The sequence below is a fragment of the Occultella kanbiaonis genome (genome assembly GCF_009708215.1).
GTDB lineage: Bacteria > Actinomycetota > Actinomycetes > Actinomycetales > Beutenbergiaceae > Occultella > Occultella kanbiaonis.
On sequence record NZ_CP046175.1, the window covers coordinates 2,036,272 to 2,061,334 of the forward strand.

Genomic DNA, 25,063 nt, shown 5'->3' on the forward strand with positions numbered 1-25,063 from the left:
GGAAACTTCCGCCGCCGGCGTCGCTAGCGTGGGTACATGACTGCCTTCCAGGATCCGACCGTCGCCCTGCCCTCTGTCCCCGTCCTCCGTCTCGACGCGAACGAGTTGGCGCTGCTGCTCGCGAACACGCCCACTCCCGCGGCCCGGATCAGCGGGGCCGTCTTCGGCCTGGACCCCGAGGCCGGCAGCGACAGTGACAGCGACAGCGCCCCGGACCTGGCCCGGGGCCGAGAGTCGCTGGTCGGTCGGGGTCTGCTCGGTCCGTCCGGAGCGGTCGGGGACGCGAAGCGGGTGTCCCACGTCCTCACCCACTCCCGGGCCTGGATCAGAGTGATCGGCGCATCCGGGGACGCCGCGCACGTGGTGATGGGTGCGGGGCACGCCGTGCTCAGCTCGCCGATCCCGAACGGCCATGAGTTCGCGCCGATCGTCGCGTCGGTGGCGGTCGCCGAGGCGGTCGCCGACCTGGTCGGCGCGGTCGTGCAGCGCTCGGGCAGACCCGCGAAGGTCCATGTGGTGCGGCTCGGGGCGGCGCGAACCGATGACGTCATCGACGTGCCTGTCGACTTCCTGGAGCGGGACGTCGTGATCGACGTGGTCCGGTCGCTCGGCCTCCCGCTCAGCGACGTGCGCTGACCGCCGGTGCCGCCGCGAACGCGGACCGCCCCTTGACGTTTGGCATATCGCGATATATCGTGAGCGTGTCGACGAAAGGACACGACATGACTTACCACGATGACTCACACATCAGCGGCGCCCGTGGGCGCCGAGGCCGGGGTGTTCCCGGCGAATCCCGCGCCCGTCGCGACGGTTACGGCGACGCGTTCGAACCCGGGCAGATGCCCGACTACCTCGCCGGCCGAGGCTTCGGTCCGCGCCGGCGCCGCGGTGGACGTGGCCCGATCCCCGAAGGCGCCGGTGCGCCGGACTTCGCGGGCGGACCGCACCGCGGCCACCGTGGCCATGGCCGCGGCCGCCGCGGGCCACGTCCGCGTGGCGACGTCCGCGCCGCGATCCTGCTCCTCCTGGCGGAGGAGCCGCGGCACGGCTACCAGCTGATCCAGGAGATCGGCGAGCGCAGCTCCGGAGCGTGGACGCCGAGCCCCGGCTCCATCTACCCGACGCTGCAGGCACTCGAGGATGAGGGATTGCTCACCATCGAGAACATCGAGGGCCGGCGCACCGCGGCACTGACCGAGGCGGGCCGGACGTACGTCGAGGAGAACCGGGCGTCGCTCGGCACGCCCTGGGAGGTCGGTGGCCCCGATGCCGCGCTGGCCGTCCGCCGCAGCATGATGGCCTTCATGGATGCCGCGAAGCAGGTGGTCCGGGTCGGTGACGCCGCGCAGCAGCAGGCTGCCGTCGCGATCCTGGACGGCGCTCGCAAGGACCTCTACCGGGTCCTCGCCGAGGACTCCGAGGCCGCCGACACCGACACGGACTCGTAACGCCTTCGCGCGCACCCGCCCGGAGGTGGCACGCTTGGCCTCGGTGTCCCGACCCGGGACCACATGGGAGGCGAACAAGAACGTGCGGCGCTGGAACGGCATCACGGAGATTCCTGCGGATCTGACCGCGAGCGTGCTCACCATCGGCAATTTCGACGGCGTCCACCTCGGGCACCGCGCGGTGCTCGCCGAGGTGGTGGCCGCGGCGCGCGCCGAGGGGGTTCCGGCCGTTGCGGTCACCTTCGACCCCCACCCCGCCACGGTGCACCGGCCCGAGAGCGCGCCGACGCTGCTGACGGGGCTCGACGACCGGTTGGCGCTGATGGCGCAGACCGGACTGGACGCCGTCCTGGTCGTCGGCTACACGGAGGAGTTCGCCCGGCAGGCGCCGGAGGAGTTCGTGCGCCGCTACTTCGTGCAGGCGCTGCACGCGCGCCGCGTCGTGATCGGCGAGGACATCCGCTTCGGCTGGGGCAACGTGGGGGACCGCACCACGATGACCGAGCTGGGCCGTCGCCTGGGGTTCGAGGTCGAGGTGGTCCACGACGTCGCCGAGCCGGGGGAGCGGCGCTGGTCCTCCACCTGGGTCCGGGAACTGCTCGCCGAGGGCGACTGCGCGGGTGTGACCCGCGTCCTCGGGCGGCCGCACCGGATGCGTGGGGTCGTCGTCCACGGCGAGGCCCGTGGGCGTGAGATGGGGTTCCCGACGGCGAACCTCGACACCGGCGCGACCGGCACCATCCCCGCCGACGGCGTGTACGCGGGCTGGCTCGTGCGGTACCCGGGCGCGCCGGAGGAGGTCTCGTTGCCAGCGGCCGTCTCGATCGGCACGAACCCCACCTTCGACGGTGTCCAGCGCCGGGTGGAGGCCCATGTGCTCGGCCGCACCGACCTGGACCTCTACGACGAGGAGGTCGTGGTGGAGTTCGTGCGCCGGCTGCGTCCGACGCTTCGTTACGAGGGGATGGCAGCGCTCATCGAGCAGATGCGCCAGGACGTCATCGCCGCCGCCGACGTGCTCGGCGTGCCCCACCCGGCCCAGCTGCCGGCCTCCGGGTCCGCCACGCACTGAGGCCCGGCAGCCACGCGATTCCTCGGCCCCCTCCAGCGGGTGATAACCTGAGCGTTGCCGTCAGATCGGCCGCGGATTCGTCATGCCCGGGAGAACATGCCCCGGAGCTCCGCGCAACGAACACACCAAGGAGAACCGTGGCCCTCGATGTCGCAGTCAAGTCGCAGATCATTGCCGAATACGCCACCCACGAGGGTGACACCGGCTCCCCTGAGGTCCAGATCGCGCTGCTCTCGCGGCGGATCAAGGACCTGACCGAGCACTTCAAGGAGCACAAGCACGACCACCACTCGCGTCGTGGCCTGCTGCTCCTGGTCGGCCAGCGCCGTCGCCTCCTCGGCTACCTGCGCGACGTCGACATCGAGCGTTACCGCTCGCTCATCGAACGTCTCGGCCTGCGCCGATAGTGACGTGACCGGCCGGCCCGGGACCCCAGGGTTCCGGGCCGGCCGGTTCATGTGCCCGCCGGTGCGCGGGCGCCGTATCACCCACAACTACAGACAAACCACCCACTCGGGGCTTTCGTTGGTCCTCGGTAGTGGCTTCCGGACAGGCGTCCGTGGGCCTCGATCGATGACCGTCGAGCCCCGGACGAACACGAAGGAGGGCACCCCATGGAGGGTCCCGAGATTCAGTTCGCCGAAGCCGTCATCAACAACGGCAGTTTCGGCACGCGCACGGTCCGCTTCGAGACGGGTCGTCTCGCCAAGCAGTCCGGCGGCGCCGCCGTCGCGTACCTCGACGAGGACACGATGTTGCTGTCGACCACGACGGCCGGCAAGTACCCCAAGGACCAGTTCGACTTCTTCCCGCTGACGGTGGACGTCGAGGAGCGCCAGTACGCCGCCGGGAAGATCCCCGGCTCGTTCTTCCGCCGTGAGGGCCGTCCCTCGACCGAGGCGATCCTGGCCTGCCGCCTGATCGACCGGCCGCTGCGTCCGCTCTTCGTCAAGGGCCTGCGCAACGAGGTCCAGGTCGTCGAGACGATCCTCGCGATCCACCCCGACGACTCCTACGACATCCTCGCGATCAACGCCGCGTCGATGTCCACCCAGCTCTCCGGCCTGCCGTTCTCCGGCCCGGTCGGGGCGGTCCGGATCGCCCTGATCGACGGTCAGTGGGTCGCCTTCCCGCGCTACAGCGAGACCGAGCGCGCCGTGTTCTCCATGGTCGTCGCCGGCCGCGCGGTGACCGTCGCCGACGGCACCACCGACGTCGCGATCGCGATGATCGAGGCCGAGGCCACCGACAACGCCTGGACGCTCATCAAGGAGCAGGGTGTCGGCGCCCCGACCGAAGAGGTCGTCGCGCAGGGCCTGGAGGCAGCGAAGCCCTTCATCAAGGTGCTCGTCGAGGCCCAGCAGGACCTCGCCACCCGAGCCGCGAAGGAGGTGCAGGAGTTCCCGCTGTTCCCCGACTACCAGCCCGACGCCTACGCCGCCGTGGAGGCCGAGGTCGGCCAGGCGCTGTCCGACGCCCTCGCCATCGCCGGCAAGCAGGAGCGCGAGAGCCGGATCGACGAGATCAAGGACGCCATGGTCGGCGCCCTCCAGAACGGTTTCGACGGTCGCGAGAAGGAACTCTCCGCTGCCTACCGCGCGGTCACCAAGAAGCTGATCCGCCAGCGCATCCTCACCGACGGCTTCCGGATCGACGGGCGTGGGCTGCGGGACATCCGCACCCTCTCCGCCGAGGTCGAGGTACTGCCCCGCGTGCACGGTTCGGCGCTGTTCGAGCGCGGCGAGACCCAGATCCTTGGTGTCACGACGCTGAACATGCTGAAGATGGAGCAGCAGCTCGACACGCTGTCCCCGCAGACGCGCAAGCGCTACATGCACAACTACAACTTCCCGCCCTACTCGACCGGTGAGACCGGCCGGGTGGGCAGCCCGAAGCGGCGCGAGATCGGCCACGGCGCCCTCGCCGAGCGCGCGATCATGCCGGTGCTGCCGAGCCGCGAGGAGTTCCCGTACGCGATCCGTCAGGTGTCCGAGGCTCTCGGCTCCAACGGGTCGACGTCCATGGGTTCCGTGTGCGCCTCGACCCTGTCCCTGCTGAACGCCGGGGTGCCGCTGCGCGCGCCCGTCGCCGGCATCGCGATGGGCCTGGTCTCGGACACCGTTGACGGGGAGACCCGCTACGCGGCGCTCACCGACATCCTTGGCGCCGAGGACGCGTTCGGCGACATGGACTTCAAGGTCGCCGGTACCCGCGAGTTCGTCACCGCGATCCAGCTCGACACCAAGCTCGACGGCATCCCCGCCTCCGTGCTCGGTGGTGCGCTCACCCAGGCCCGCGAGGCCCGGCTGCACATCCTGGACGTCATGGCCGAGGCCATCGACACCCCGGACGAGATGGCCCCGACGGCGCCGCGCGTGATCACCGTCCAGGTCCCGGTATCCAAGATCGGCGAGGTCATCGGGCCGAAGGGCAAGATGATCAACCAGATCCAGGAGGACACCGGCGCCGACATCTCCATCGAGGACGACGGCACCGTGTTCATCGGCGCGACGGACGGCCCCTCGGCCGAGGCCGCGCGTCAGGCGATCAATGCGATCGCCAACCCGCAGATGCCCGAGGTGGGCGAGCGGTTCGTGGGCACGGTCGTCAAGACGACCTCCTTCGGCGCGTTCGTGTCGCTGTCCCCGGGCAAGGACGGGCTGCTGCACATCTCCCAGGTGCGCCGCCTCGTCGGTGGCAAGCGGGTGGAGAACGTCGAGGACGTGCTGTCCGTGGGTCAGAAGGTCGAGGTCGAACTGGCCGAGATCGACCCGCGCGGCAAGCTCTCGCTGCACGCCGTCATCGCAGAGGACGACGCCGAGAAGTCGGAGTCCGCGCCTGCGGATGCGTGACGTGTCAGAACTGATCCTCGGCCCGGCGGGATCGCCGGGTACGGAGATCACCGTGGAGACCGGAGCCGGCGCCGTCGTGCGCCGCTCCGTGCTCCCCGGTGGGATCCGGGTGCTGACCGAGGCCATGCCCGGTCAGCGCTCGGCCGCGATCGGTGCCTGGGTGGCCGTCGGTTCTCGTGACGAGACCGACGGCCACCACGGCTCCACGCATTTCCTCGAACACCTGCTGTTCAAGGGCACGCCCTCCCGCGACGCGATGGAGATCGCCTCGGCGTTCGACGCCGTCGGCGGCGAGGCGAACGCCGCGACCGGCAAGGAGCACACCTGCTACTACGCGCGGGTGCTCGACGCGGACCTGCCGATGGCGACCGACGTCATCCTCGACATGGTCACCTCCGCGACGCTCGACCCCGACGACTTCGACAGCGAGCGCGAGGTCATCCTCGAGGAACTCGCGATGAACGAGGACGACCCCGTCGACGTCGCACACGAGCGCTTCTCGGCCCTCGTCTTCGGGGACCACCCGCTCGGCCGTCCGATCGGGGGCACCCCGGAGAGCATCCGTGCGGTGCCAAGGGATGCCGTCCACGAGCACTACCGGCGCACCTACACGCCGTCCGAGCTCGTGGTCACCGCCGCCGGTGGGGTCGACCACGACACGCTCTGCGAGGCCGTCACACGCGCCGTCGCTGCGGGCGGCTGGTCTCTGGACCCGGCGGCCGCGCCGGCCCCGCGCCGCAGCCCGACCACCAACGGTCTGGACCTGCTCCCGGTGCAGGGCTCCGCCGCGACCGTGCGGCGCGGCACGGAGCAGGCCAACATCATTCTCGGCGGACTCGGCCCGGTGGCCGGAGACGATCGGCGCTTCGTGCTCTCCGTGCTGAACGCGGTCCTGGGCGGTTCGATGAGTTCACGCCTGTTCCAGGAGATCCGCGAGAAGCGCGGACTCGCGTACTCGGTCTACTCGTTCGCCTCGGGCTACGCCGAGACCGGCGCCTTCGGCCTCTACGCCGGCTGCGCGCCGGGCAAGGTGGCGCAGGTCGTCGAACTCCTCGACGCCGAGTGGGCCCGCCTGGCCACGACGGTGATGGACGACGACGAGCTCGCTCGGGGCATCGGTCAGATGTCCGGTGGACTCGTCCTCGGCCTCGAGGACTCCGGCTCCCGGATGTCGCGCCTCGGTCGCGCCGAGATCACGATGGGCGAGTTCGTCGGCCTCGACGAGACCCTCGCGCGGATCCGGTCGGTGACCGCCGAGCAGATCCGGGACCTCGCCGCGGAACTGTACGCGGCGGCGCGGCACCTGGTCGTCGTCGGCCCGTTCGAGGAGGACGTCGCGGCCACCGCGTTCGGGGCTCTGCCGACGGCTGCCTGAGGCGAGGAGCCGGTGGGCGCGCGGATAGCATGGCGATCATGCCGAACACGCCGAATACTGCCGCCGCGCCCCTGACGATCGCCCTCCTCGGCGCTGCCGGGCGGATGGGATCGACCGTCTGCGACGCCATCGAGAGCGCCGGCGACCTCGTCCTCGGCCCCCGGCTCGACGTCGGCGACGACGTGGCGCTCCTGGCCGGCAGCGGGGCCACCGTGGCCGTGGACTTCACCGTGCCGTCCGCCACCGAGGCGAACGTGCACGCCCTCATCGACGCCGGTCTGCACGCCGTGGTCGGGACCACCGGCTGGACCGAGGAGTCCCTGGGACGGGTGCGCACCCACCTCGCCGAGGACGGTCGCGGGCTCGGCGTTCTGATCGCTCCGAACTTCGCGCTCTCCGCGGTGCTCGCGATGCGGTTCGCGGCCCAGGCGGCCCGCTTCTTCGAGTCCGCGGAGGTCATCGAGCTGCACCACCCGAACAAGGTGGACGCGCCGTCCGGGACGGCCGTGCACACGGCCCGCGCGATCGCTGCCGCCCGCGCTCAGGCCGGCCTCGCAGCCGGCCCGGACGCCACCGAGACCGCCCTCGACGGCGCCCGCGGCGCCGTGGTGGACGGCGTGCACGTGCACGCCGTGCGACTGCGCGGCCTGGTCGCGCACGAGGAGGTCCTGTTCGGCAACCCGGGGGAACAGCTGACGATCCGCACGGACAGTTTCGAGCGGTCCTCGTTCATGCCGGGCGTGCTCCTCGCCGTTCGCGCCGTGGTCGAGCACCCGGGCCTGACCGTCGGCCTGGACGGGTACCTGGACCTCGGCTGATCCGGCCGGGCCGGGGCGTCGTGGGACCCTGCGGATCGGCCGGATGACCCCGGCGCTCGGACCGGTGCGGGATTGCCCTGTTCGGGTGTCGGGGGTCGGGGTTAGCATTGGCGACCATGTCAACGACGCGAGCTGTCGATGCCGATTTCGCCGAGATCATCGCACCCTTCGAGCGCGAGATCTTCGCCCACTGCTACCGGATGATGGGCTCGGTCCACGATGCCGAGGACCTCGCCCAGGAGACGATGCTGCGCGCGTGGCGCGGCTACGCCCGGTTCGCCGGAGCCTCCTCGGTGCGGACCTGGATCCACAAGATCGCGACGAACACGTGCCTGTCCGCACTGGAGTCACGGCAGCGTCGACCGCTGCCGACCGGGCTCGGCGCACCGAGCACTGCGCCCGACGCGCCGTTGGTGGAACAGGACATTCTCTGGCTCGAGCCGGCCCCGGACGGTGCGCTCGGTCACGACGACCCGGGGGACGTGGCCGAGTCCCGGGAGTCGGTGCGACTCGCCTTCGTGGCCGCGCTGCAGCTGCTCCCGCCGCGCCAGCGCGCCGTGCTGATCCTGCGGGACGTCCTGGCCTGGCGGGCCGCCGAGGTGGCCGAGGCGACCGGTCAGAGCGTCGCCGCCGTGAACTCCCTGCTGCAGCGGGCCCGGGAGAAGGTGGCGCAGGCCGCGCCGACTCGAGAGGACGCGCTCGAGCCCCACTCCGCTGCCGAGCGGGAGCTCCTGGCGCGCTACGTGGACGGGTTCGAGCGCTACGACATCGCGGGTCTGGTGGAACTGTTCACCGCGGACGCGGTCTGGGAGATGCCGCCGTTCGAGGGCTGGTACTCCGGTCCCGAGAACATCGGTGAGCTCATCGCGACCCAGTGCCCGGCCACCGGACCGGGGGACATGCTCCTGGTACCCACCCGGGCGAACGGGCAGCCCGCCTACGGGCTCTACATGCGCGGCGATGACGGCCGTCATCACCCGTTCCACCTCCACGTGGTCGAATGCTCCGGTGGGGGAGTGCGGCACGTCGCCGCGTTCTTCGACACCTCACTGTTCGAGACGTTCGGACTCCCGCCGGTGGTGGACGCCCCGACCGCCTGACGGCGCGTGCGCCGACGGTGTCAGTACCCGACGGCGGTCAGCTCGCGGTGGTGAACACGGTCGCCGATTCGGCGGCCGAGCCGGCGAGCGACTGCTCCCGGTCTCGGCGCCGGCGGTCGGCGCGCTCCAGGATGATGCCAAGCCCGATCCCGAGCAGCGTGCCCGCCGCGACCCCGACCGCGATGTCCACGACGATGTTGCCGAGAGCGACGCCCACGGCCACGCCGAGCCCGATGCCGGTGCCCAGCCAGGAGCCGCGCGGCGAGGTCACGGTGGGCTTCCGAGTGCCGGGGGTGCTGGTCTGGATCATGGCTCCAGCCTAGGAATCATGCCGTTCCGGCGCGTCCGTCGACCGGACGATCCTGGCCTCCCCCCAAGGGTGGACGGCGCTCGTCCGAGTGGTCGTCGGAGGGTGCTGGCGACCCGCCGGCCTCATCCGGACGGATGAGTCCGGGGCCGGCTCAGTGCTGGGACTCGAGCGCCCGACCGTCGGCCGGACCGTCGGCCGGAGCGGCTTCCCCGGCCGCGGACCGGGCGTTCGCGGCCCGCTGGTGGGAGGTCAGCGACATCCGGTCGATCAGCGCGAGCGCGACCGCCGAGAGGATGAACGCGATGTGGATGACCGTCTGCCAGAGCATGACCTCGGGTTCGGTTGTGTCGCTCTCGATGAACGTGCGGAGCAGGTGGATCGAGGAGATCCCGATGATCGACATCGCGAGCTTCGTCTTCAGCACGTTCGCGTTCACGTGGGAGAGCCACTCCGGCTGGTCCGGGTGGTTGTCGATCCGGATCCGTGAGACGAACGTCTCGTACCCGCCGATGATCACCATGATCAGCAGGTTCGAGATCATCACCACGTCCACCAGGCCGAGCACGATCAGCATCGTGTCCGCCTCGTCCATCCGGTGGCCGGAGAACACCTCGGAGATCAGGTGCCACAGCTCCTGCATGAACATCACCACGTACGCCGCCTGTGCCACGATCAGGCCCAGGTACAGCGGCGCCTGCAGCCATCGGGACAGGAAGATCAGATAGCCGAGGGATGCGGCTGCGGGGTGGCTCGGGTTCTGGTCGGCACGTTTGAGCATGGCCAGGGTCCTCTCGGTCCGTCGGTGGGGGTGGGTGCCCCACTGACGGCGGGGCGGCGCTGACTTTAGCAGTCGTTCGTGATCACTTCGTGACCTAGAACGAGCGCTCCGCGTTCACGGTTCCCAGATGTGAGGCAGATCGCTCACCGGGGATCCCACGCGGCCACCGGCGGCCCCGGTACGGGGCCGCCGGTCGGGCCGGGCAGGTCAGCCGGCGAGGTGGCTCCACTTGGGCGCGAGCCGGTCCCAGGGCCCGACGTCGGCCACGGTGCCATCGACCAGCACCACGACCCGGTCCGCCCGCGCGAGCGCGGCTCGCTTCGACGTCGCGCCGACCACGGTGGTGCCGCGCTCGCGCAGGGCGGCCCAGAGCTCGATCTCGGTCGAGGCGTCCAGGGCGCTGGAGACGTCGTCGGCGAGCAGGAGCTCGGTGTCCGCGGCGAGGGCTCGTGCGAGTGCGAGGCGCTGCACCTGACCACCGGACAGGCGCACACCGCGGTGCCCGACGAGTGCGTGTGGCCCGCCTGCCTCCTCCACATCCTGCGTCAGCCGTGCACCCCGGATCGGGCCGTCGAGGTCGCGGGCGTGGTCCAGGCGGACGTTGTCGGAGAACGTGCCGGACAGCACCCGCGGTACCTGGGCCACGTGCGCGACCTGGGCCGGTCGCAGGAACGCCTGCGCGTCGCTCACCGCGACCCCGTTCCACCGGACGTCACCGGTGTGCTCCACCAGGCCGGCCAGCGAGGAGAGCAGCGACGACTTGCCCGAGCCGACCTGCCCGAGCAGCAGGATGAGCTCGCCGCGCCGGACCTCGAGGTCGACGTCGTAGACGCCGATCGTGCCGTCGTCGTGCACGGCACTCAGGTGACGCAGCTCGAGGCGCTCGAGCGGCTCGTGCGCGGGCGCGGTGGGCGCGGGGGCGACGCCGGTGACCAGGTCGACCCCGGGCCGGGCTGCGACGAGGTCGGCGCCGTCGGCGAACCGGGCGGTGGCGACCTGCCAGGCCCGGGTGCCCGGCGCCTCGGTGACCACGGCGCCGGCGACGACCCCGAACCAGGCGAACCCCATCACGGCGTTGGCCACGAGCAGGGTGGTGGCCAGGTCCCACCGGCCGGTGAGCAGGAACCCCCACGCGACGACGACGCCCACGTACAGGGTGACCATCGGGACCGAGTCGAGCACTGCCTGGACGCGGTGCTCGAAGATCGCCGCGCGGACCCGGCCGGAGTCGACCTCGCCGAGGTGCCGGCGCACGTCCGGGGTGCGGGCCGCGAGCTTCACCGTCCTGGCCGAGTCCAGCGCGGAGACGAGGGCCCGGCCGAAGCGGGCCCGGGCCGCGGACGACGCGGTCGCCGAGCGGCCCGCGATCGGCCGGCCGATCGCCGAGGCCGCGGCGGAGACCACCATCACGGCCAGGAGCACGGCGCCCGCGGTCCAGGTCCCGCTGATCAGGGCGGTGACAGCAACGATCAGGAGGCCGTTGATGAAGTCGACCCAGCGGTCCGCGTAGCGCGCGAACCGGTCCGCGTCCATCGCCCGGGCCACGACCTCACCCGGCGGCGTGGCCGGCAGCCGGTGCTGCCGGGTCTGCCCGTACATGACGGTCATCCGGATCCGCAGCAGGACCTCGACCCACCAGCGCGGGTACAGGCCGATGGCTCGGGACAGGATCAGTGGCTGCGCGAGCAGCAGCACCGCGAGCGCGACGACGAGCACCACGGGAACCGTGCCGGTCTGCACCTGCTGGACGGTGCGGCCCCAGAGGTAGCCGCTGACCGCACCCTGGGCGGCCACGAGGCTCGCCAGCAGGAACAGGAAGGCGGCGAAGATCCCCCACCGCGGCCGCACCAGCAGGCCGTTGAAGATCCCGCGGGCCAGGCTCGGCCCCGTGCCGGGCTCGGGCACGTCCGGCGGGGTGCCGGTCCGACGGCGCCCGCCCACCGACTCCGCAGCGTTCAGCGCGCGCGCCCCACCAGAACCCGCCGGTGTCGTCTCGTCGGGCGCGCTGCGCCGGAGCGTGTCGCCCGCCTGCGTACCGGCGCCGACCGGGCTCGCGTCGACCGGGCGCTCGGAGGCACCGTCCTTCTCGTAGTCCTCGTCGTCCAGCGAGCCGTCGCTGGCGCCGGCCTCCACCAGCGTGCGGAACGGGCCGGGCGTCCGGGCCAACTCGGCTCGCGAGCCCTGCTGCACCACGCGGCCGTGATCGAGCACGGCGACCAGTCCGGCTCGCTCGATGGTGCCGAGACGGTGCGCGACCAGAACGCCGGTGCGCCCGCTGAGCAGCCGGTCCGATGCCGCCACCACGCGGGCCTCGGTGAGCGGGTCCATCCGGGCGGTCGCCTCGTCGAGGACCACCAGCTGCACGTCCCGGACCAGCAGGCGTGCGAACGCGACCAGCTGCTCCTCACCGGCGGACAGCGTGGTGCCACCCGGGCCGAGGAGGGTGTCCAACCCGTCGGGCATCCCGGACGCCCACTCGGTCAGCCCGAGCTCACGGACCGCGGCCTCGATGTCGGCCCGCGGGACGTCGGCGAACAGCGCGATGTTCTCGGCGAGCGTCCCGGCCAGGATCTCCGTGCGCTGGGTGACCACGCCGACGGCGCGACGCAGCTTCTGCAGGTCGAGGTCGCGGACGTCGGCGCCACCGAGGAACACCATGCCGCGCTCCGGCTCCACGGCCCTCGACAGCAGCGCGGCCAGCGTCGACTTGCCGGAGCCGGTCCGGCCCACGAGCGCGATCGTCTCGCCCGCCGGGACCCGCAGGTCGACACCGCTGAGCGCGAAGGTGCCCTCGGCGTAGGAGAACTCCAGGTCGCGCAGTTCCAGGTCGAGCGACCCGGCCGGGACGTCGTTCCCGCCCTCGGGCTCGGGCTCCAGGGCCAGCATCTGCCGCAACCGCAGGACCGCGCCGAGCCCTTCCTGGATGTCGGGCAGGTGGTGGACCAGGTTGTCGATCTGTCCGATGAACATCGCGGTGACCAGGAACAACGTCACGAGCTGCTGCACGGACAGGCCGCCGTCGGCGGCGATCACCGCGCTGACCACGGCGATCGCGGCCAGCAGCGAGTAGGTGAGCAGCCCGGCCCGCCGGATCAGCCGCTCCTCGACCCGCACCACCTTGTGGAACTTGTCGTGGACGAGCGCCGAGAGCTGAGCCAGGCGCCGCACCGCGAACGCCTGCCCGAGGCTCGTGCGCAGGTCGTTGCGGGCGGCGACGGCCTCCTCGAAGGCTGCGGCGTGGTCGGTCCAGGCCATCTCCTCGATCACCTTGCGGCGAGCGATCTCGTCGAGCATCTTCCGGGTCACGAACCAGACGACCACGGCGAGCAGTGGGAACAGGAACCAGGACGGCCACCAGGTGAGGCCGGCGACGATCCACATGGGCACGGTGCCGGCGACGGTGCGGCCCGCGCCCCAGAGCTGGCGGCGCACGAGGGTGCCGACGGCGTGGGTGTCGTCGTCGACCCGGTCGAGCACTTCGCCCACGGCCTGCTCGGAGAGCGCCGCGAGCGGCTGACGTAGTGCCGCGCTGAGCAGGTCGCTGCGGAGCTTTCCCTCGGCCCGGTCGACCACGCCGGCCCAGATCACCTGACCGACGCCGTCGAGCAGCGCGCCGCCCACCACGCACACCGCGAGCAGCGCGAGCCCGGCCATCGTGGCGTTCTCGGCGAGCCGGCCGGCCGCAGCCGTGCCGAGCACCTGGCCGAGGGCGCCGATCGCGAGCGCGACCAGGGCGATCGCGGCGGCGGGCCGCCGCAGGCGGCGCCAGTCGAGCCGGCGAGCAGGGTCGGTCGGGACCGGCGCAGGCAACTGCGACGCCTCGGGAACGGGCGTGGTCTCGGGGGTGCGTGGTGCGTCGATCATCGCCCCCGAGGTTACGTCCAGCCACCGACATGTCCCGCCTCTATTTTCCGCCCGGCGACCCGGCCCCGCACCCCGCTCGGCCGGTTCCGAGAGACTCCGGATCGCCGGGTGTGACCACGATCACCTCGTGGCCGGTCAGCGCGGGTATCGACACCCACAGGCGTGGCCCTTCCCGCCGGGTCACCAGCGGGTCCCCGGCGACGAGGCCGCGGGCGTGGCTGAGCGCACCGTCGGGGTCGTGGACCCCGAGCCGGTGCGGCCCGATGCTCCACAGGTCCTCGACGGTGCCGGGGGTGGCCTCCGAGCGCCCCACGTCCATGAGGTGGATGACCCAGTGATCTCCCTGCCGGTACGGGTGCAGGTCGATCCGGCCCGGTCCTTCCAGGAGCACGGGCTCGGGTCCCCGGAGGGTCCACCGGACGAGTCCGGCGAGCAGGTGGTGGTGGTCGGCGAGGTCGTTGCGGCCCGCGCACCGGTCGAGGTCGGCGGCGAGGTGGACGGTGCGTCCGCGCCCGCCGGCTCCCTCGGTGACCACGATCGCCGGCAGGCCGGGCTCCGCCACGGGCGGCCGCCAGGAGGTCTCGGGCGGGTAGACCCCGAAGGCCGGGACTGCCGTGGCGAGGACGTGCGCGCCCGGCCGGACCGTCACGTGCTCCAGGCGGCCGCCGAAGCCGATCAGGTCGGTGCCGGTGAGCTCGGACCAGATCGGCGCTGCCGACTCGGGCCAGTCGGGGGTCCGCTCGAGGTAGGTGTGCCGGCGGGCGTCCTCGAAGCCGCCGGTGTGCGGGCCCAGCTCCCCGGTTGCCGTTCCGAGCGGACGGGTGCCGAGGATCTCGGCGAGCCGGCCGGCCGGTGCGGGGTCGCCGTTCTCGTCGAGGGCGCCGAGGGGGCCGGAGGCGATCACGTTTCCGCCCGCCGTGACGAAGGCGGCGACGGCGTCGCGTTGCGCGGCGGTGAGCACGGCCAGCTGGGGCAACACCACGGTGGTGAACCGATGCCCCTGCTCGGCCAGGTCGTCGATGTGCAGGGGCGTGGCCGGGATCCGGGCCGCGAGCAGCGCCCGTCGGAACCCGTCCGCCGGGACGGTGGTGCGGGAGACGGCGTCGTCCCCGCCGTACACGGCGGCATTGAGGTCCGACCAGATCAGCGCCACCCGCGCCACCGGGGTGCGCTCACGCAGGTGGGCCTCGTTGCGCCGGTGCCACGCGAACAGCCCCCCGGCCCGGTGGTACTGGCGCCGGTCGCCATGGACGGCGCCGATGTGGTGCCACCACGGGTCGATGCCACCCGCGGCCCCGGCCGCCATCCACAGCGTCGCTTCGCCGGCGGGCATGGCCGCGAGCCGGAACACCGGGTTGCCCGACCGGTACATCGCCATCGACTCGGCCAGGACGGACCCGGCGGGCATCAGCTCGGTGAGCCTGCGCCCCGTCTCGGCGTTGTCCTCGAAGCCGCGCCGGCCCCGGAACTGGTGGTCCAGGAGCGCGAGGCGGGCGTCGGAGAGCAGGGCGCGCGCGTCGATGAACCGGTCCACCTGCGCGGTGACCGAGCCGGGCAGCATGCCGAGCCAGAGGCAGTCGGCGCCGCCGAGGTCGCGCACGATCCGGGCGTTCTCGGTCCAGATCCGGCTCCGTCGGGCCACGTTCCAGCGGTACCAGGACCGGTAGGTGGCCTCGGTGGGGTCGACCACCGTGGGCAGGGCGAGCCCGGTGGCGTCGCGGAAGCCCGTGCGGCAGTGCTCGCAGTGGCAGACCCGACGGCGGTCCAGGCCCGCCCAGCTGTTGTCGGCGAAGCCGTCGGGCCGGTAGGCCGCGATGATCTCCGCGAGCACGGCCGGCAGGTGTTCGGTGTAGTACGGGCTGTTCACGCATGCCACGGTCAGGTCGCCGGCCCGGTACGGCGCTCCCGAGGCATCGCGGGCCAGCCACTCGGGCCGGCGCGCGGCCGCGTCGGCACCGACCCGGGAGGAGTCCATCCGCGCCACGACGGCGAGGCCGGCCGCCCGGGCGTCGGCGACGACCTCGCCGAAGAGGTCCCGGTCGCCGAGATGCACGGCGCGGGTGTGGTCGTCGATGGCGGTCGGGTAGTAGGCGACGATGCCGCCGGCGTTGACGATCACCGCGTCGATCCCGGTGGTGCGCCACTGCTCGCGCCAGAGGTCGTTCGGGTATCGGGTGGGGTCCAGTTCGGTGAGGTTCGTCTGACCCCAGCGGCGGACCCGCGTGAACCAGGGATCGGATGGGGCGCCGGTCATGAGTCGCTCCTTCGCGTGACGGTGGGCAGATCTTGGCTTGCCGGAGAACTTGTTTGACAAGATTACATTGCGACTGCACACTATCAGCGAACCGCTTCGACAGTCCGTTTCCCCGTCCGAGCGGCTCGCAGACCCCACGCCACGACGAAGTGAAGGTGATCCACAGATGAATCCCCGCCAACCGACGCGTATCGCTCGGCGTTCGTTCCTCACCCTGGCCGCGGGCAGCGCCGCGGCCGTGCCGCTGCTCGCCGCCTGCGGCTCCGGCCCCGCGGGATCCGGACCGGGCCCATCCGGCGGCGCCGCCGTCGACGTCGACTCCGTGATCCCGGACTACGTCCCGCGGGACATCGTCACCCCGGACTTCCCCAGCGTCGACGGCTCGACCCCCGGCTACCTGAGCTTCCCGGACGAGTTCGTGGCCTCGGTGGAGGAGGTTCCCGGACGGGGCAGCTCCTTCACCGCGATGACCCCGCTGTGGTCGACGGTGCCACCGGGCCTCCCGGACAACAGCTACATGGTCACCGTGAACGAGGAGATCAACGCCGACTTCCGGTTCCAGATCACCGACGGCAACGCCTACGGGGAGAAGCTCCAGGCGGTGCTGGCCGCCGAGTCCAGCGTGCCCGACTTCGTCACCATCCCGTCCTGGACCCTGCCGCCGCGCTTCGGTCAGGCGGCCGAGAACCTGTTCGCCGACCTGACGCCCCACCTGGCCGGGGACAAGATCACGAAGTACCCGAACCTGGCCAACATCTCCTCGGACGCGTGGCGGTGCTGCGTGTTCAACGGCAAGCTGTACGGCCTGCCGTACCCGAGCGACCTGATCAACTCGGTGATCTTCTACCGGCACGACCTCACCTCGGAGCTCGGCATCGAGGTGGCCCCCGCGAACGCGCAGGAGTTCCTCGACCTCGCCCTGGAGCTGACCGACCCCGGCGCGAACCGCTGGGCCATGAACGACATGTGGGCCGGCGCCCAGCTCATGTTCCGGGTCCCGGACAAGTGGATTCTCGAAGGCGGCAATCTGGTGCACCGCGTCGAGAGCGAGGCCTACCGCCAGGCGCTGGAGTTCCAGGCGGAGCTGTTCGCGGCGGGCGTGGTCCACCCGGACGCGGTCGCCGGCAACGAGCAGCAGGCGCGGCAGCGGTTCATCTCCGGCGAGGTCGTCATCACGCCCGACGGCGCGGGTGGCTGGCTGAGCGCGACCCGGGAGGCCTACGCCGGCAACCCCGACTACAACCAGCAGCCGGTCCCGGCGTTCGCCGGCGACGGCGGGACGCCCGTGATCTTCAAGGGCACGCCGTCGAACCTGTTCACCTTCATCAAGCAGACCGACGACACCGAGCGTCTCGAGGAGCAGCTCGCCCTCGCGAACTACTTCGCGGCCCCGTTCGGCACGAAGGAGCAGATGCTCCTCGAGTACGGCGCCGAGGGCGTGCACCACGACCTCGACGACGCGAACGTGCCGACGCTCAACGAGACCGGCCTGCGCGAGGTGGCGCGGACCTACACCTGGATCACCCGGCCGCCGATCGTGGCCTCCCAGGTGCAGTACCCCTCCTACGTCGAGGACTTCGCGACCTGGATGGCGGGCGTGATGGAGTACGCCGTCGACCCGGTGTTCTACACCCAGCAGATCGTGGAACCGCCGGAGTTCGGGGCCCTCGAGCAGCCCTTCATCGACCTCGAGATGGACATCGCGCGGGGCCGCAGCGACATCTCGGCCCTTGACGCGGCGATCGAGAACTGGCGCTCGGCCGGTGGTGAGCAGCTGCGCGAGTTCTACGCCGAGTACCTGGACGAGCAGTGACGGCTGCCCCGCAGGCGGCGCGGCGGCGCGAGCGGGTCGCCGCGCCGGCGCCGGAGGCGAGGCCCTCGCCGCGCCGCAAGCGCCCGTTCCTGTCCCGGCTGCGCGAGGACTATCCGCTGCTGCTCATGTGCGCGCCGGTGGTCATCCTGCTCGCGGTGTTCATGTACGCGCCGATGCTCGGCAACGTCATCGCCTGGATGGACTACTCGCCCTACGTCGGGATCCTCGGCTCGGACTTCGTCGGCTGGTGGAACTTCCAGCGGGTCGTCGCCGACCCGCGGTTCTGGCACGCGGTCACGAACACGCTGATCATCACCGGGTTCCAGCTGCTGTTCTTCTTCCCGGTGCCGATCGCGATGGCCATCCTGCTGAACAGCGTGCTGACCCGGCGGGTCCGTACCGTGATCCAGTCGATCGTGTACCTGCCGCACTTCTTCTCCTGGGTCATCGTCGTCTCGATCTTCCAGCAGATCCTCGGCGGCGCCGGGCTGGTGAACCAGTTCCTGCGCTCGCGTGGGCTGGAGGCCGTCGAGGTCATGACGAACCCGGACACGTTCCTGCTGCTGATCACCTCGCAGCAGGTCTGGAAGGATGCCGGCTGGGGCATGATCGTGTTCCTCGCGGCCCTGTCCACCGTGGACCGCTCGCAGTACGAGGCGGCCGCCGTTGACGGCGCGGGTGCCTGGCGCAGGATCTGGCACGTGACCCTGCCCGCGCTGCGGCCGGTGATCATCCTGCTCCTGATCCTGCGGCTCGGCGACGCCCTGACGGTCGGGTTCGAGCAGTTGATCCTGCAGCGCGACGCCGTCGGCGCAGGGGCCGCCGAGGTGCTGGACACGTTCGTCTACTACTCGGGCATCGTCTACGGCGACTGGAGCTACGCGGCCGCGGCCGGCCTGATCAAGGGCACCGTCAGCCTGATCCTCGTGCTCGGGGCCAACAAGATCGCGCACGTGTTCGGTGAGGCAGGGGTGTACCAGCGATGACCACGACAGTCCCCAGAACGTCCGCCCGGGTGAGCGAGGCGGGAGGTGCCGCGGCACGCGGACCCGGGCGCCGCCGTCGGCACCCCGACCGGCCGCCCTACGAGGCGGAGCCGGGCCCGGTCGCCAAGACCGCGAAGACGACCGCCCTGACCCTGATCGTGCTGGCCGTGCTGGTGCCGCTGTGGACGGTCGTGGTCACCAGCCTGTCCACCCAGGCGGCGATCAACGACGCCGGCGGCCTGGTCCTGGTGCCCGGTGAACTGACCTTCAAGGCGTACACCGACATCATCGCCGGCGGCGTGGTCACCCGCGCGGTCGGGGTGAGCGTCTTCGTCACCGCGGTCGGGACCGCGCTCAGCCTGGCGGTGGCGATCCTCACCGCCTACGGGCTGTCCCGGCCCGGGTCCCTCGGCCACCGGCCGATCCTGTTCATGCTGCTCATCACCATGTTCTTCGGGGCCGGGATGATCCCGACCTACCTGGTGGTGGCCGGGCTGGGCCTGATCGACTCGCTGTGGGCGCTGATCCTGCCCACTGCCGTCTCCGCGTTCAACATCCTGATCATGCGGAACTTCTTCACGAACATCGACCGCGGCATCCTCGACAGCGCCCGGATCGACGGCGCCAGCGAGTGGCGCATCCTCGGCCAGATCGTGCTGCCGCTGTCCAAGGCCGTGATCGCGGTGGTCGGCCTGTTCTACGGGGTCGCCTACTGGAACGCGTTCTTCAACGCGGTGCTCTACATCAACGACTCGGCCAAGTGGCCCCTGCAGCTGGTGCTGCGCTCCTACGTGCTCCAGGGGCAGGCCGTGCCGGGCACCACGTTCGACCCGTCCAGCCTCGACGGCGGCCAGACGGCCGGCCTCGCGATCCAGATGGCCGTCGTGGTGCTCGCCATGGTGCCGGTGCTGATCGTCTACCCGTTCGTCCAGAGGCACTTCTCCAGCGGCGTCATGATCGGCGCCATCAAGGGCTGAGCGCTCGCCGGCCCGCAACCCGAAGGGAACACCCATGACCGAATCCGACACCCCGCTCCGCGTGCTCGTCTGGGGCGAGAACCGGCACGAACGGCTCGAGGAGCATGTGGCCGCGCTCTACCCGGACGGGATGCACGGGGCGATCGCCGCCGGCATCACCGAACAGGCGCAGGTCCCCGTCGAGGTCGGCACCACCACTCTCGACGACCCGGAGCACGGGCTCACCGAGGAGGTCCTCGCCGCCACCGACGTGCTCACCTGGTGGGGGCACAAGGCGCACCGGGAGGTCTCCGACGAGGTCGTCGACCGGGTCCAGCAGCACGTGCTGGCCGGGATGGGCCTGGTGGTGCTGCACTCCGGGCACTTCTCGAAGATCTTCAAGCGGCTGATGGGTACGACCTGCAGCCTGCGCTGGCGCAACGACGGCGAGCGGGAGCTGGTCTGGACCGTCGCCCCCGACCACCCGATCGCGGCCGGGGTGCCGCACCCCATCGTGATCGACGCCCAGGAGATGTACGGGGAGTTCTTCGACGTCCCCGTTCCGGACGAGACGGTGTTCCTGAGCACGTTCGCGGGCGGCGAGGTCTTCCGCAGCGGGCTGGTGTACCGGCGCGGGCGTGGGAAGATCTTCTACTTCTCACCCGGCGACCAGGAGTACCCCGTGTACCACCACCGCGATGTCCGGCGCGTGATCGCCAACGCCGTCGACTGGGCCCGCCCGGAGGTGTCGCAGCGATCGCTGCCGGGCCTGGTCCGGGTGGGGGAGCAGCAGGACTGGTCCGCCCTCGCGAGCACGCCCGAGCCGGTGCGATGACCGCCGCGTCCGAGCGCCGGGTGGTCGTGGCGGGCGCGGGCAACATGGGCCGCAAGTGGATCGCCACGATCGCCGCGACCCCGGGCGCACGCGTCGTGGGCATCGTCGACGTCGACGCGGCGACTGCGTCCGCCGCGGCCGGGACCCTCGACGGCGGCGCGCAGGTCGGCACCGAACTGGCCGGCCTGGTCGCGGCCACCGGCGCCGACGTCGTGATGGATGCCACCATCCCGGCCGCGCACCACGCCGTCACCGCCACCGCGCTGCGCGCCGGCTGCGCGGTGATCGGGGAGAAGCCGGCGGCGCAGACCCTCGCGCAGGCACTGTCCCTGTGCGCGGGTGCCGAGGCCTACGACCGGCTCGTACTGGTCAGCCAGTCCCGCCGGTACAACCCGCACGTGGACGCGCTCGCAGCCAACGGCGCGAGCCTCGGTGGGCTCGGGATCGGCCAGACGGACTTCTACCGGGCACCGCACTTCGGCGGCTTCCGGGAGGAGATGGACCACCCCCTGCTGCTGGACATGGCGATCCACCCGTTCGACACCGCCCGGTACGTGCTCGACGCCGAACCGGTCAGCGTGTACTGCCGCTCGTTCAACCCACCCTGGAGCTGGTACCGGGGGGACGCGGCCGCGGTCGCGACGTTCGAGATGGACTCCGGTGCGCAGTACACCTACAACGCCAGCTGGTGCAGCGACGGCGCCGAGACGTCCTGGAACGGTGCCTGGCGGCTGAACGGCGCCGGCGGGACCGTGCGCTGGGACGGCGAGTCCGAGCCGGTGCTCGACGCGGCGACGGACCTCGACCCGGCGGCCCCGGCGGCGACTGAGAGCGCGGCCAGGTCCGGCATAGCCGGAGCCTGGGACGCGTTCCTGGCGGCCCTCGAGGCCCCGCCGACCACGCCCCGGCCGCGCGGGCACATCCACGAGAACGTGCTCAGCCTGGCCATGGTCGAGGCCGCGATCTCCTCCGCGCGAGCCGGCCTGCCGGTGGTGATCGACGACCTGCTCGAGCAGGCCCGGGAGCGGGCGCTCGCGGACGAGACCGACCCCCTCGTCCGGGAGCGGCTGGCCGGCTGGGGCACGGTGCGCGACCACCTGCTCGGGGCGGGCGCGCCCGCGGCGGTCGGGTAGGCCGCGGGCCCGACGGCGGTCGCCGGCTCGGGCGCTCGGCCGAGCCGTGCCTCATGCCCGACGGCGGTCGCTGGGTTCCCGTTGTCGGGCACGGGCCGGTCGGCGTCGTCGTCGGGCGTGCCTCGACCGGCCGACCGGTCGCGTCAGAGCGTCGCGGCCCAGGCCGCCTCGGGCACCTGCGTGCCGGCGATCTCGAGCACGCGCCGGACCCCGAGCGGTTCGAACCCGGCGGTGCCGAGGAAGTCCTCCCTGGCGGCGTCGCCCTCGAGCACCCAGGTGCGCACCAGGCTGGCGCTCGTGCTGCCGAGGATGTCGGTGCAGGCGGCGAGCAGCCGCGAGCCGTGGCCCTCGCGCACGTGCTCGGGGTCCACGTACAGGGCCACGATCTCGCCGGTGTCGTTCGACTCGGGGGCAGGTGCGAGGGCCGCGAAGCCGACCACCTCGGGACCGGCACACGCCGTCAACAACCGGTGCTTCGCCGTCGGCGGGGCTGTGATGGCAGCGCGCCACGCGCCCGCGAACACCTCCGGGTCGAGCCCGGCGAGGACCTCCGCCGGGACGACCGCGGCGTGCGCCGCGCGCCACGCCGCGACCTGGATGGCGCCGAGGGTCGCGGCGTCCTCCGCCAGCGACGGCCGGACCGAGACGTCGGCCGTGAGTCCGTGGGAGTGGCCGGCGTGCGAGCTCTGCGAAGTCATCCACCCAGGCTAGGCGCTGGGAGGCGCGGCTGCGTCCAGGCCACCGCCGGCCGGCACGACGGGCCGGCACGGCGGGCCCGCCGGTGGTCCGATACGCCTGCGGAGGCGCGCAAGCGGTACCGTCATCCCATGCCCAGCCTGAGCCCTTCGCGCACGTTCGGGTCCGTCTCGGTGGCGATGGTCACCCCGATGAACTCCGACGGCAGCATCGACATCGCGTCCTCCCGTCGACTCGCCCGGCACCTGGTCAAGTCGGGCTGCGATGCCCTGGTCCTGAACGGAACCACGGGGGAGTCCCCGACGACGCACCAGCCGGAGAAGGACGAGTTCGTCGCCGCGGTCGTCGACGAGGTCGGTGCGCAGGCGATGATCATCGCCGGGGCGGGCTCGAACGACACGGCGCACGCGGTCCGGATCGCCGAGGCAGCGCAGCGCACCGGTGCCGACGGCCTGCTCGTGGTGAGCCCCTACTACAACCGGCCCTCGCAGGAGGGCGTCTACCAGCACATCCGAGCCGTCGTCGACTCCGTCGACCTGCCCGTCATGCTCTACGACATCCCCGGCCGTACCGGCGTCGCCATCGGAGATGCGATCCTCGACCGGCTCGCCGAGCACCCCCGCGTCCTGGCCGTCAAGGACGCCACCGGCGACGTCGCCCAGGGCTTCGACCGGATGCGCCGAACCGGGCTGGAGTTCTACTCCGGCGACGACGCCCTCAACCTCGCGTGGCTGACCCACGGCGCCTCCGGCGTCGTGAGCGTCGTCGGGCACGTCGTGGCGGGCGGCTACGTGGACATGGTCCGCGCCATCGACGACGGCGACCTCGCCCGAGCGCGCGACCTGTCCGCCGGCCTCACCCCGGTCCTGGACGCGCTGATGGGCGGCGGTCAGGGTGCCGTGATGGCCAAGGCCGCCCTCGCCCTGCAGGGCGTCATTCCGCATCCCACCGTCCGCCTGCCCCTCGTGGAGCCGAGCGACACCGAGATCTCTGACCTGCGCGCCGTCTTGCGCGCCCACGGACTACTTGAGGAAGTCACTACATGAGTCATCCCCACCCCGACCTTCAACTCCCCGGGCCGCTCGCGCCCGGCGCACTTCGCATCGTCCCCCTCGGGGGCCTCGGCGAGGTCGGCCGCAACATGACGGTGTTCGAGTACGACGGCAAGCTCCTGATCATCGACTGCGGGGTGCTGTTCCCCGAGGACCACCAGCCCGGCGTCGACCTGATCCTGCCCGACTTCGACTACATCTCCGACCGCCTGAACGACATCGAGGCGATCGTGCTCACGCACGGCCACGAGGACCACATCGGCGCCGTGCCCTACCTGCTGCGGCTGCGGCGGGACATCCCGCTGGTCGGTTCCCAGCTCACGCTCGCGTTCCTCGAGGCGAAGCTGAAGGAACACCGCATCAACCCGAACCTGCAGCCGGTCTCCGAGGGCCAGCGACGCAAGTTCGGCGCGTTCGACCTCGAGTTCGTGGCCGTGAACCACTCGATCCCGGACGCGCTCGCCGTGGCCGTCCGGACCCCGGCCGGATCGATCCTGCACACCGGCGACTTCAAGATGGACCAGCTGCCCCTCGACGGGCGCATCACCGACCTGCGTGCGTTCGCCCGGCTCGGCGAGGAGGGCATCGACCTGTTCATGGTCGACTCCACCAACGCCGAGGTGCCCGGCTTCACCGTGGCCGAGCGGGAGATCGGGCCCGTCCTGGACGGCGTCTTCACGCGGGCCGACGGCCGGATCGTGGTGGCCTCGTTCTCTTCGCACGTGCACCGCGTGCAGCAGGTCCTGGACGCCGCGAACGCGCACGGGCGCCGGGTGGCGCTGGTCGGCCGGTCGATGGTGCGGAACATGACCATCGCCGCCGAGCTCGGCTACCTGCACGTACCCGACGGTGTCCTCATCGACGTCAAGAAGATCGACGACCTGCCCGACGACCGGGTGGTGCTGATGTGCACCGGGTCCCAGGGTGAGCCGATGGCGGCGCTGTCCCGCATCGCGAACCGGGACCACCGGGTCTCGGTCGGCCCCGGCGACACCGTGATCCTCGCGTCCTCGCTGATCCCGGGCAACGAGAACGCCGTGTTCCGGATCATCAACGGCCTGATCCGGCTCGGCGCGAAGGTGGTGCACCAGTCCAACGCGCGCGTGCACGTCTCCGGGCACGCCTCCGCCGGTGAGCTGCTGTACTGCTACAACATCGTGCGACCGAAGAACGTGATGCCGGTGCACGGCGAGATCCGCCACCTGGTCGCCAACGGGGCGCTCGCCGTCTCCACCGGTGTGCCGCCGGAGCGGGTCGTGCTCGCCGAGGACGGCGTGGTCGTCGACCTGATCAAGGGCAAGGCCCGCATCGCTGGCGCGGTGCCGTGTGGCTACGTGTACGTGGACGGCTCGTCCGTCGGCGGGGTCACCGAGGCCGAGCTCAAGGACCGCCGGATCCTCGGCGAGGAGGGCTTCATCTCGATCTTCGCCGTGGTGGACTCCTCGACGGGCAAGGTGGTCTCCGGCCCGCAGCTGCACGCCCGCGGCGTGGCCGAGGACGACGCGAAGCTCGCCGAGATCGTCCCCGAGCTGACCAAGGCGCTGTCCGAGGCGACCGCCGGTGGCACCGCTGACACCCACCAGCTGCAGCAGGTCATCCGTCGGGTCGTGGGCCGCTGGGCCTCGACCCGGCTGCGTCGCCGCCCGATGATCATCCCGGTCGTCGTCGAGGCCTGAGCCACAGGCGCTGCGCTCCCGAGGACCCCCGGCACACCAGTGCCG

General features: G+C 71.8%; 20 protein-coding genes. 15 read left to right on the plus strand and 5 right to left on the minus strand.

Features of this window, described 5'->3' with window-relative positions; all coding sequences use genetic code 11:
• Positions 1 to 36: 36 nt before the first annotated feature.
• The 8 genes from GKS42_RS09360 to GKS42_RS09395 all read left to right on the plus strand — a co-directional run bounded on the left by GKS42_RS09360 (position 37) and on the right by GKS42_RS09395 (position 8,665).
• Positions 37 to 636 (plus strand): hypothetical protein, encoded by a 600-nt coding sequence (locus GKS42_RS09360; RefSeq protein WP_154793580.1) that lies wholly within the window; start codon positions 37 to 39, stop codon positions 634 to 636.
• A gap of 86 nt (positions 637 to 722) precedes the next feature.
• Positions 723 to 1,448, plus strand: coding sequence for a PadR family transcriptional regulator (locus GKS42_RS09365; RefSeq protein ID WP_210769342.1), 726 nt, complete (start codon positions 723 to 725; stop codon positions 1,446 to 1,448).
• 82 nt (positions 1,449 to 1,530) lie between these two features.
• Complete coding sequence (locus GKS42_RS09370) at positions 1,531 to 2,520, plus strand: bifunctional riboflavin kinase/FAD synthetase (protein ID WP_154796628.1); 990 nt, start codon at positions 1,531 to 1,533, stop codon at positions 2,518 to 2,520.
• Positions 2,521 to 2,657: 137 nt separating this feature from the next.
• Positions 2,658 to 2,927: a 30S ribosomal protein S15 gene (rpsO, locus tag GKS42_RS09375; RefSeq protein WP_154793581.1), complete on the plus strand. Its 270-nt coding sequence runs from the start codon at positions 2,658 to 2,660 to the stop codon at positions 2,925 to 2,927.
• A 207-nt stretch (positions 2,928 to 3,134) separates the two neighbouring features.
• Positions 3,135 to 5,372, plus strand: coding sequence for a polyribonucleotide nucleotidyltransferase (locus GKS42_RS09380; protein ID WP_154793582.1), 2,238 nt, complete (start codon positions 3,135 to 3,137; stop codon positions 5,370 to 5,372).
• The gene (locus GKS42_RS09385) at positions 5,365 to 6,747 is read left to right on the plus strand and encodes a M16 family metallopeptidase (protein ID WP_154793583.1); all 1,383 of its coding nucleotides are present in this window, start codon (positions 5,365 to 5,367) and stop codon (positions 6,745 to 6,747) included. Before GKS42_RS09380 ends, GKS42_RS09385 begins: the two co-directional genes overlap by 8 nt.
• Positions 6,748 to 6,785: 38 nt before the next feature.
• The gene (dapB, locus tag GKS42_RS09390) at positions 6,786 to 7,565 is read left to right on the plus strand and encodes a 4-hydroxy-tetrahydrodipicolinate reductase (RefSeq protein ID WP_154793584.1); all 780 of its coding nucleotides are present in this window, start codon (positions 6,786 to 6,788) and stop codon (positions 7,563 to 7,565) included.
• A gap of 116 nt (positions 7,566 to 7,681) precedes the next feature.
• A complete protein-coding gene (locus tag GKS42_RS09395) occupies positions 7,682 to 8,665 on the plus strand; it encodes a sigma-70 family RNA polymerase sigma factor (protein ID WP_154793585.1) in 984 nt (327 codons plus the stop codon).
• Between the two features lie 37 nt (positions 8,666 to 8,702).
• On the opposite strand, the gene GKS42_RS09400 is transcribed toward GKS42_RS09395, so the two are convergent.
• The 4 genes from GKS42_RS09400 to GKS42_RS09415 form a co-directional block, all read right to left on the minus strand.
• On the minus strand, positions 8,703 to 8,975 hold the full coding sequence (locus tag GKS42_RS09400) for a glycine zipper domain-containing protein (RefSeq protein WP_154793586.1): 273 nt from the start codon (positions 8,973 to 8,975) through the stop codon (positions 8,703 to 8,705).
• A gap of 151 nt (positions 8,976 to 9,126) precedes the next feature.
• Positions 9,127 to 9,753: a TIGR00645 family protein gene (locus GKS42_RS09405; RefSeq protein WP_154793587.1), complete on the minus strand. Its 627-nt coding sequence runs from the start codon at positions 9,751 to 9,753 to the stop codon at positions 9,127 to 9,129.
• Positions 9,754 to 9,960: 207 nt separating this feature from the next.
• The gene (locus GKS42_RS09410; RefSeq protein WP_154793588.1) at positions 9,961 to 13,617 is read right to left on the minus strand and encodes an ATP-binding cassette domain-containing protein; all 3,657 of its coding nucleotides are present in this window, start codon (positions 13,615 to 13,617) and stop codon (positions 9,961 to 9,963) included.
• 40 nt (positions 13,618 to 13,657) lie between these two features.
• On the minus strand, positions 13,658 to 15,871 hold the full coding sequence (locus GKS42_RS09415; protein WP_154793589.1) for an alpha-amylase family protein: 2,214 nt from the start codon (positions 15,869 to 15,871) through the stop codon (positions 13,658 to 13,660).
• 166 nt (positions 15,872 to 16,037) lie between these two features.
• Between GKS42_RS09415 and GKS42_RS09420 the strand changes: the two genes are divergently transcribed.
• The 5 genes from GKS42_RS09420 to GKS42_RS09440 are packed head-to-tail and all read left to right on the plus strand — an operon-like array spanning position 16,038 to position 21,594.
• Positions 16,038 to 17,684, plus strand: a complete 1,647-nt coding sequence (locus tag GKS42_RS09420; protein ID WP_154793590.1) for an extracellular solute-binding protein — start codon at positions 16,038 to 16,040, stop codon at positions 17,682 to 17,684.
• The gene (locus tag GKS42_RS09425; RefSeq protein WP_232847992.1) at positions 17,681 to 18,670 is read left to right on the plus strand and encodes an ABC transporter permease; all 990 of its coding nucleotides are present in this window, start codon (positions 17,681 to 17,683) and stop codon (positions 18,668 to 18,670) included. The genes GKS42_RS09420 and GKS42_RS09425 overlap by 4 nt, the downstream gene beginning before the upstream one ends.
• Positions 18,667 to 19,647 (plus strand): carbohydrate ABC transporter permease, encoded by a 981-nt coding sequence (locus tag GKS42_RS09430; protein ID WP_154793591.1) that lies wholly within the window; start codon positions 18,667 to 18,669, stop codon positions 19,645 to 19,647. The genes GKS42_RS09425 and GKS42_RS09430 overlap by 4 nt, the downstream gene beginning before the upstream one ends.
• 34 nt (positions 19,648 to 19,681) lie before the next feature.
• Positions 19,682 to 20,461, plus strand: a complete 780-nt coding sequence (locus GKS42_RS09435) for a ThuA domain-containing protein (protein ID WP_154793592.1) — start codon at positions 19,682 to 19,684, stop codon at positions 20,459 to 20,461.
• Positions 20,458 to 21,594 carry a Gfo/Idh/MocA family protein gene (locus GKS42_RS09440; protein WP_154793593.1) on the plus strand — a complete coding sequence of 379 codons (1,137 nt, stop codon included), beginning with the start codon at positions 20,458 to 20,460 and terminating at the stop codon, positions 21,592 to 21,594. The genes GKS42_RS09435 and GKS42_RS09440 overlap by 4 nt, the downstream gene beginning before the upstream one ends.
• A gap of 143 nt (positions 21,595 to 21,737) precedes the next feature.
• Here the strand turns inward: GKS42_RS09440 and GKS42_RS09445 are convergent, their stop codons facing one another.
• Positions 21,738 to 22,292: a GNAT family N-acetyltransferase gene (locus tag GKS42_RS09445; protein WP_154793594.1), complete on the minus strand. Its 555-nt coding sequence runs from the start codon at positions 22,290 to 22,292 to the stop codon at positions 21,738 to 21,740.
• 129 nt (positions 22,293 to 22,421) lie between these two features.
• On the opposite strand from GKS42_RS09445, the gene dapA reads away from it, so the two are divergent.
• The gene (gene dapA / locus GKS42_RS09450) at positions 22,422 to 23,336 is read left to right on the plus strand and encodes a 4-hydroxy-tetrahydrodipicolinate synthase (RefSeq protein ID WP_154793595.1); all 915 of its coding nucleotides are present in this window, start codon (positions 22,422 to 22,424) and stop codon (positions 23,334 to 23,336) included.
• Positions 23,333 to 25,018: a ribonuclease J gene (locus GKS42_RS09455; protein WP_154793596.1), complete on the plus strand. Its 1,686-nt coding sequence runs from the start codon at positions 23,333 to 23,335 to the stop codon at positions 25,016 to 25,018. The genes dapA and GKS42_RS09455 overlap by 4 nt, the downstream gene beginning before the upstream one ends.
• Positions 25,019 to 25,063 lie beyond the last annotated feature (45 nt).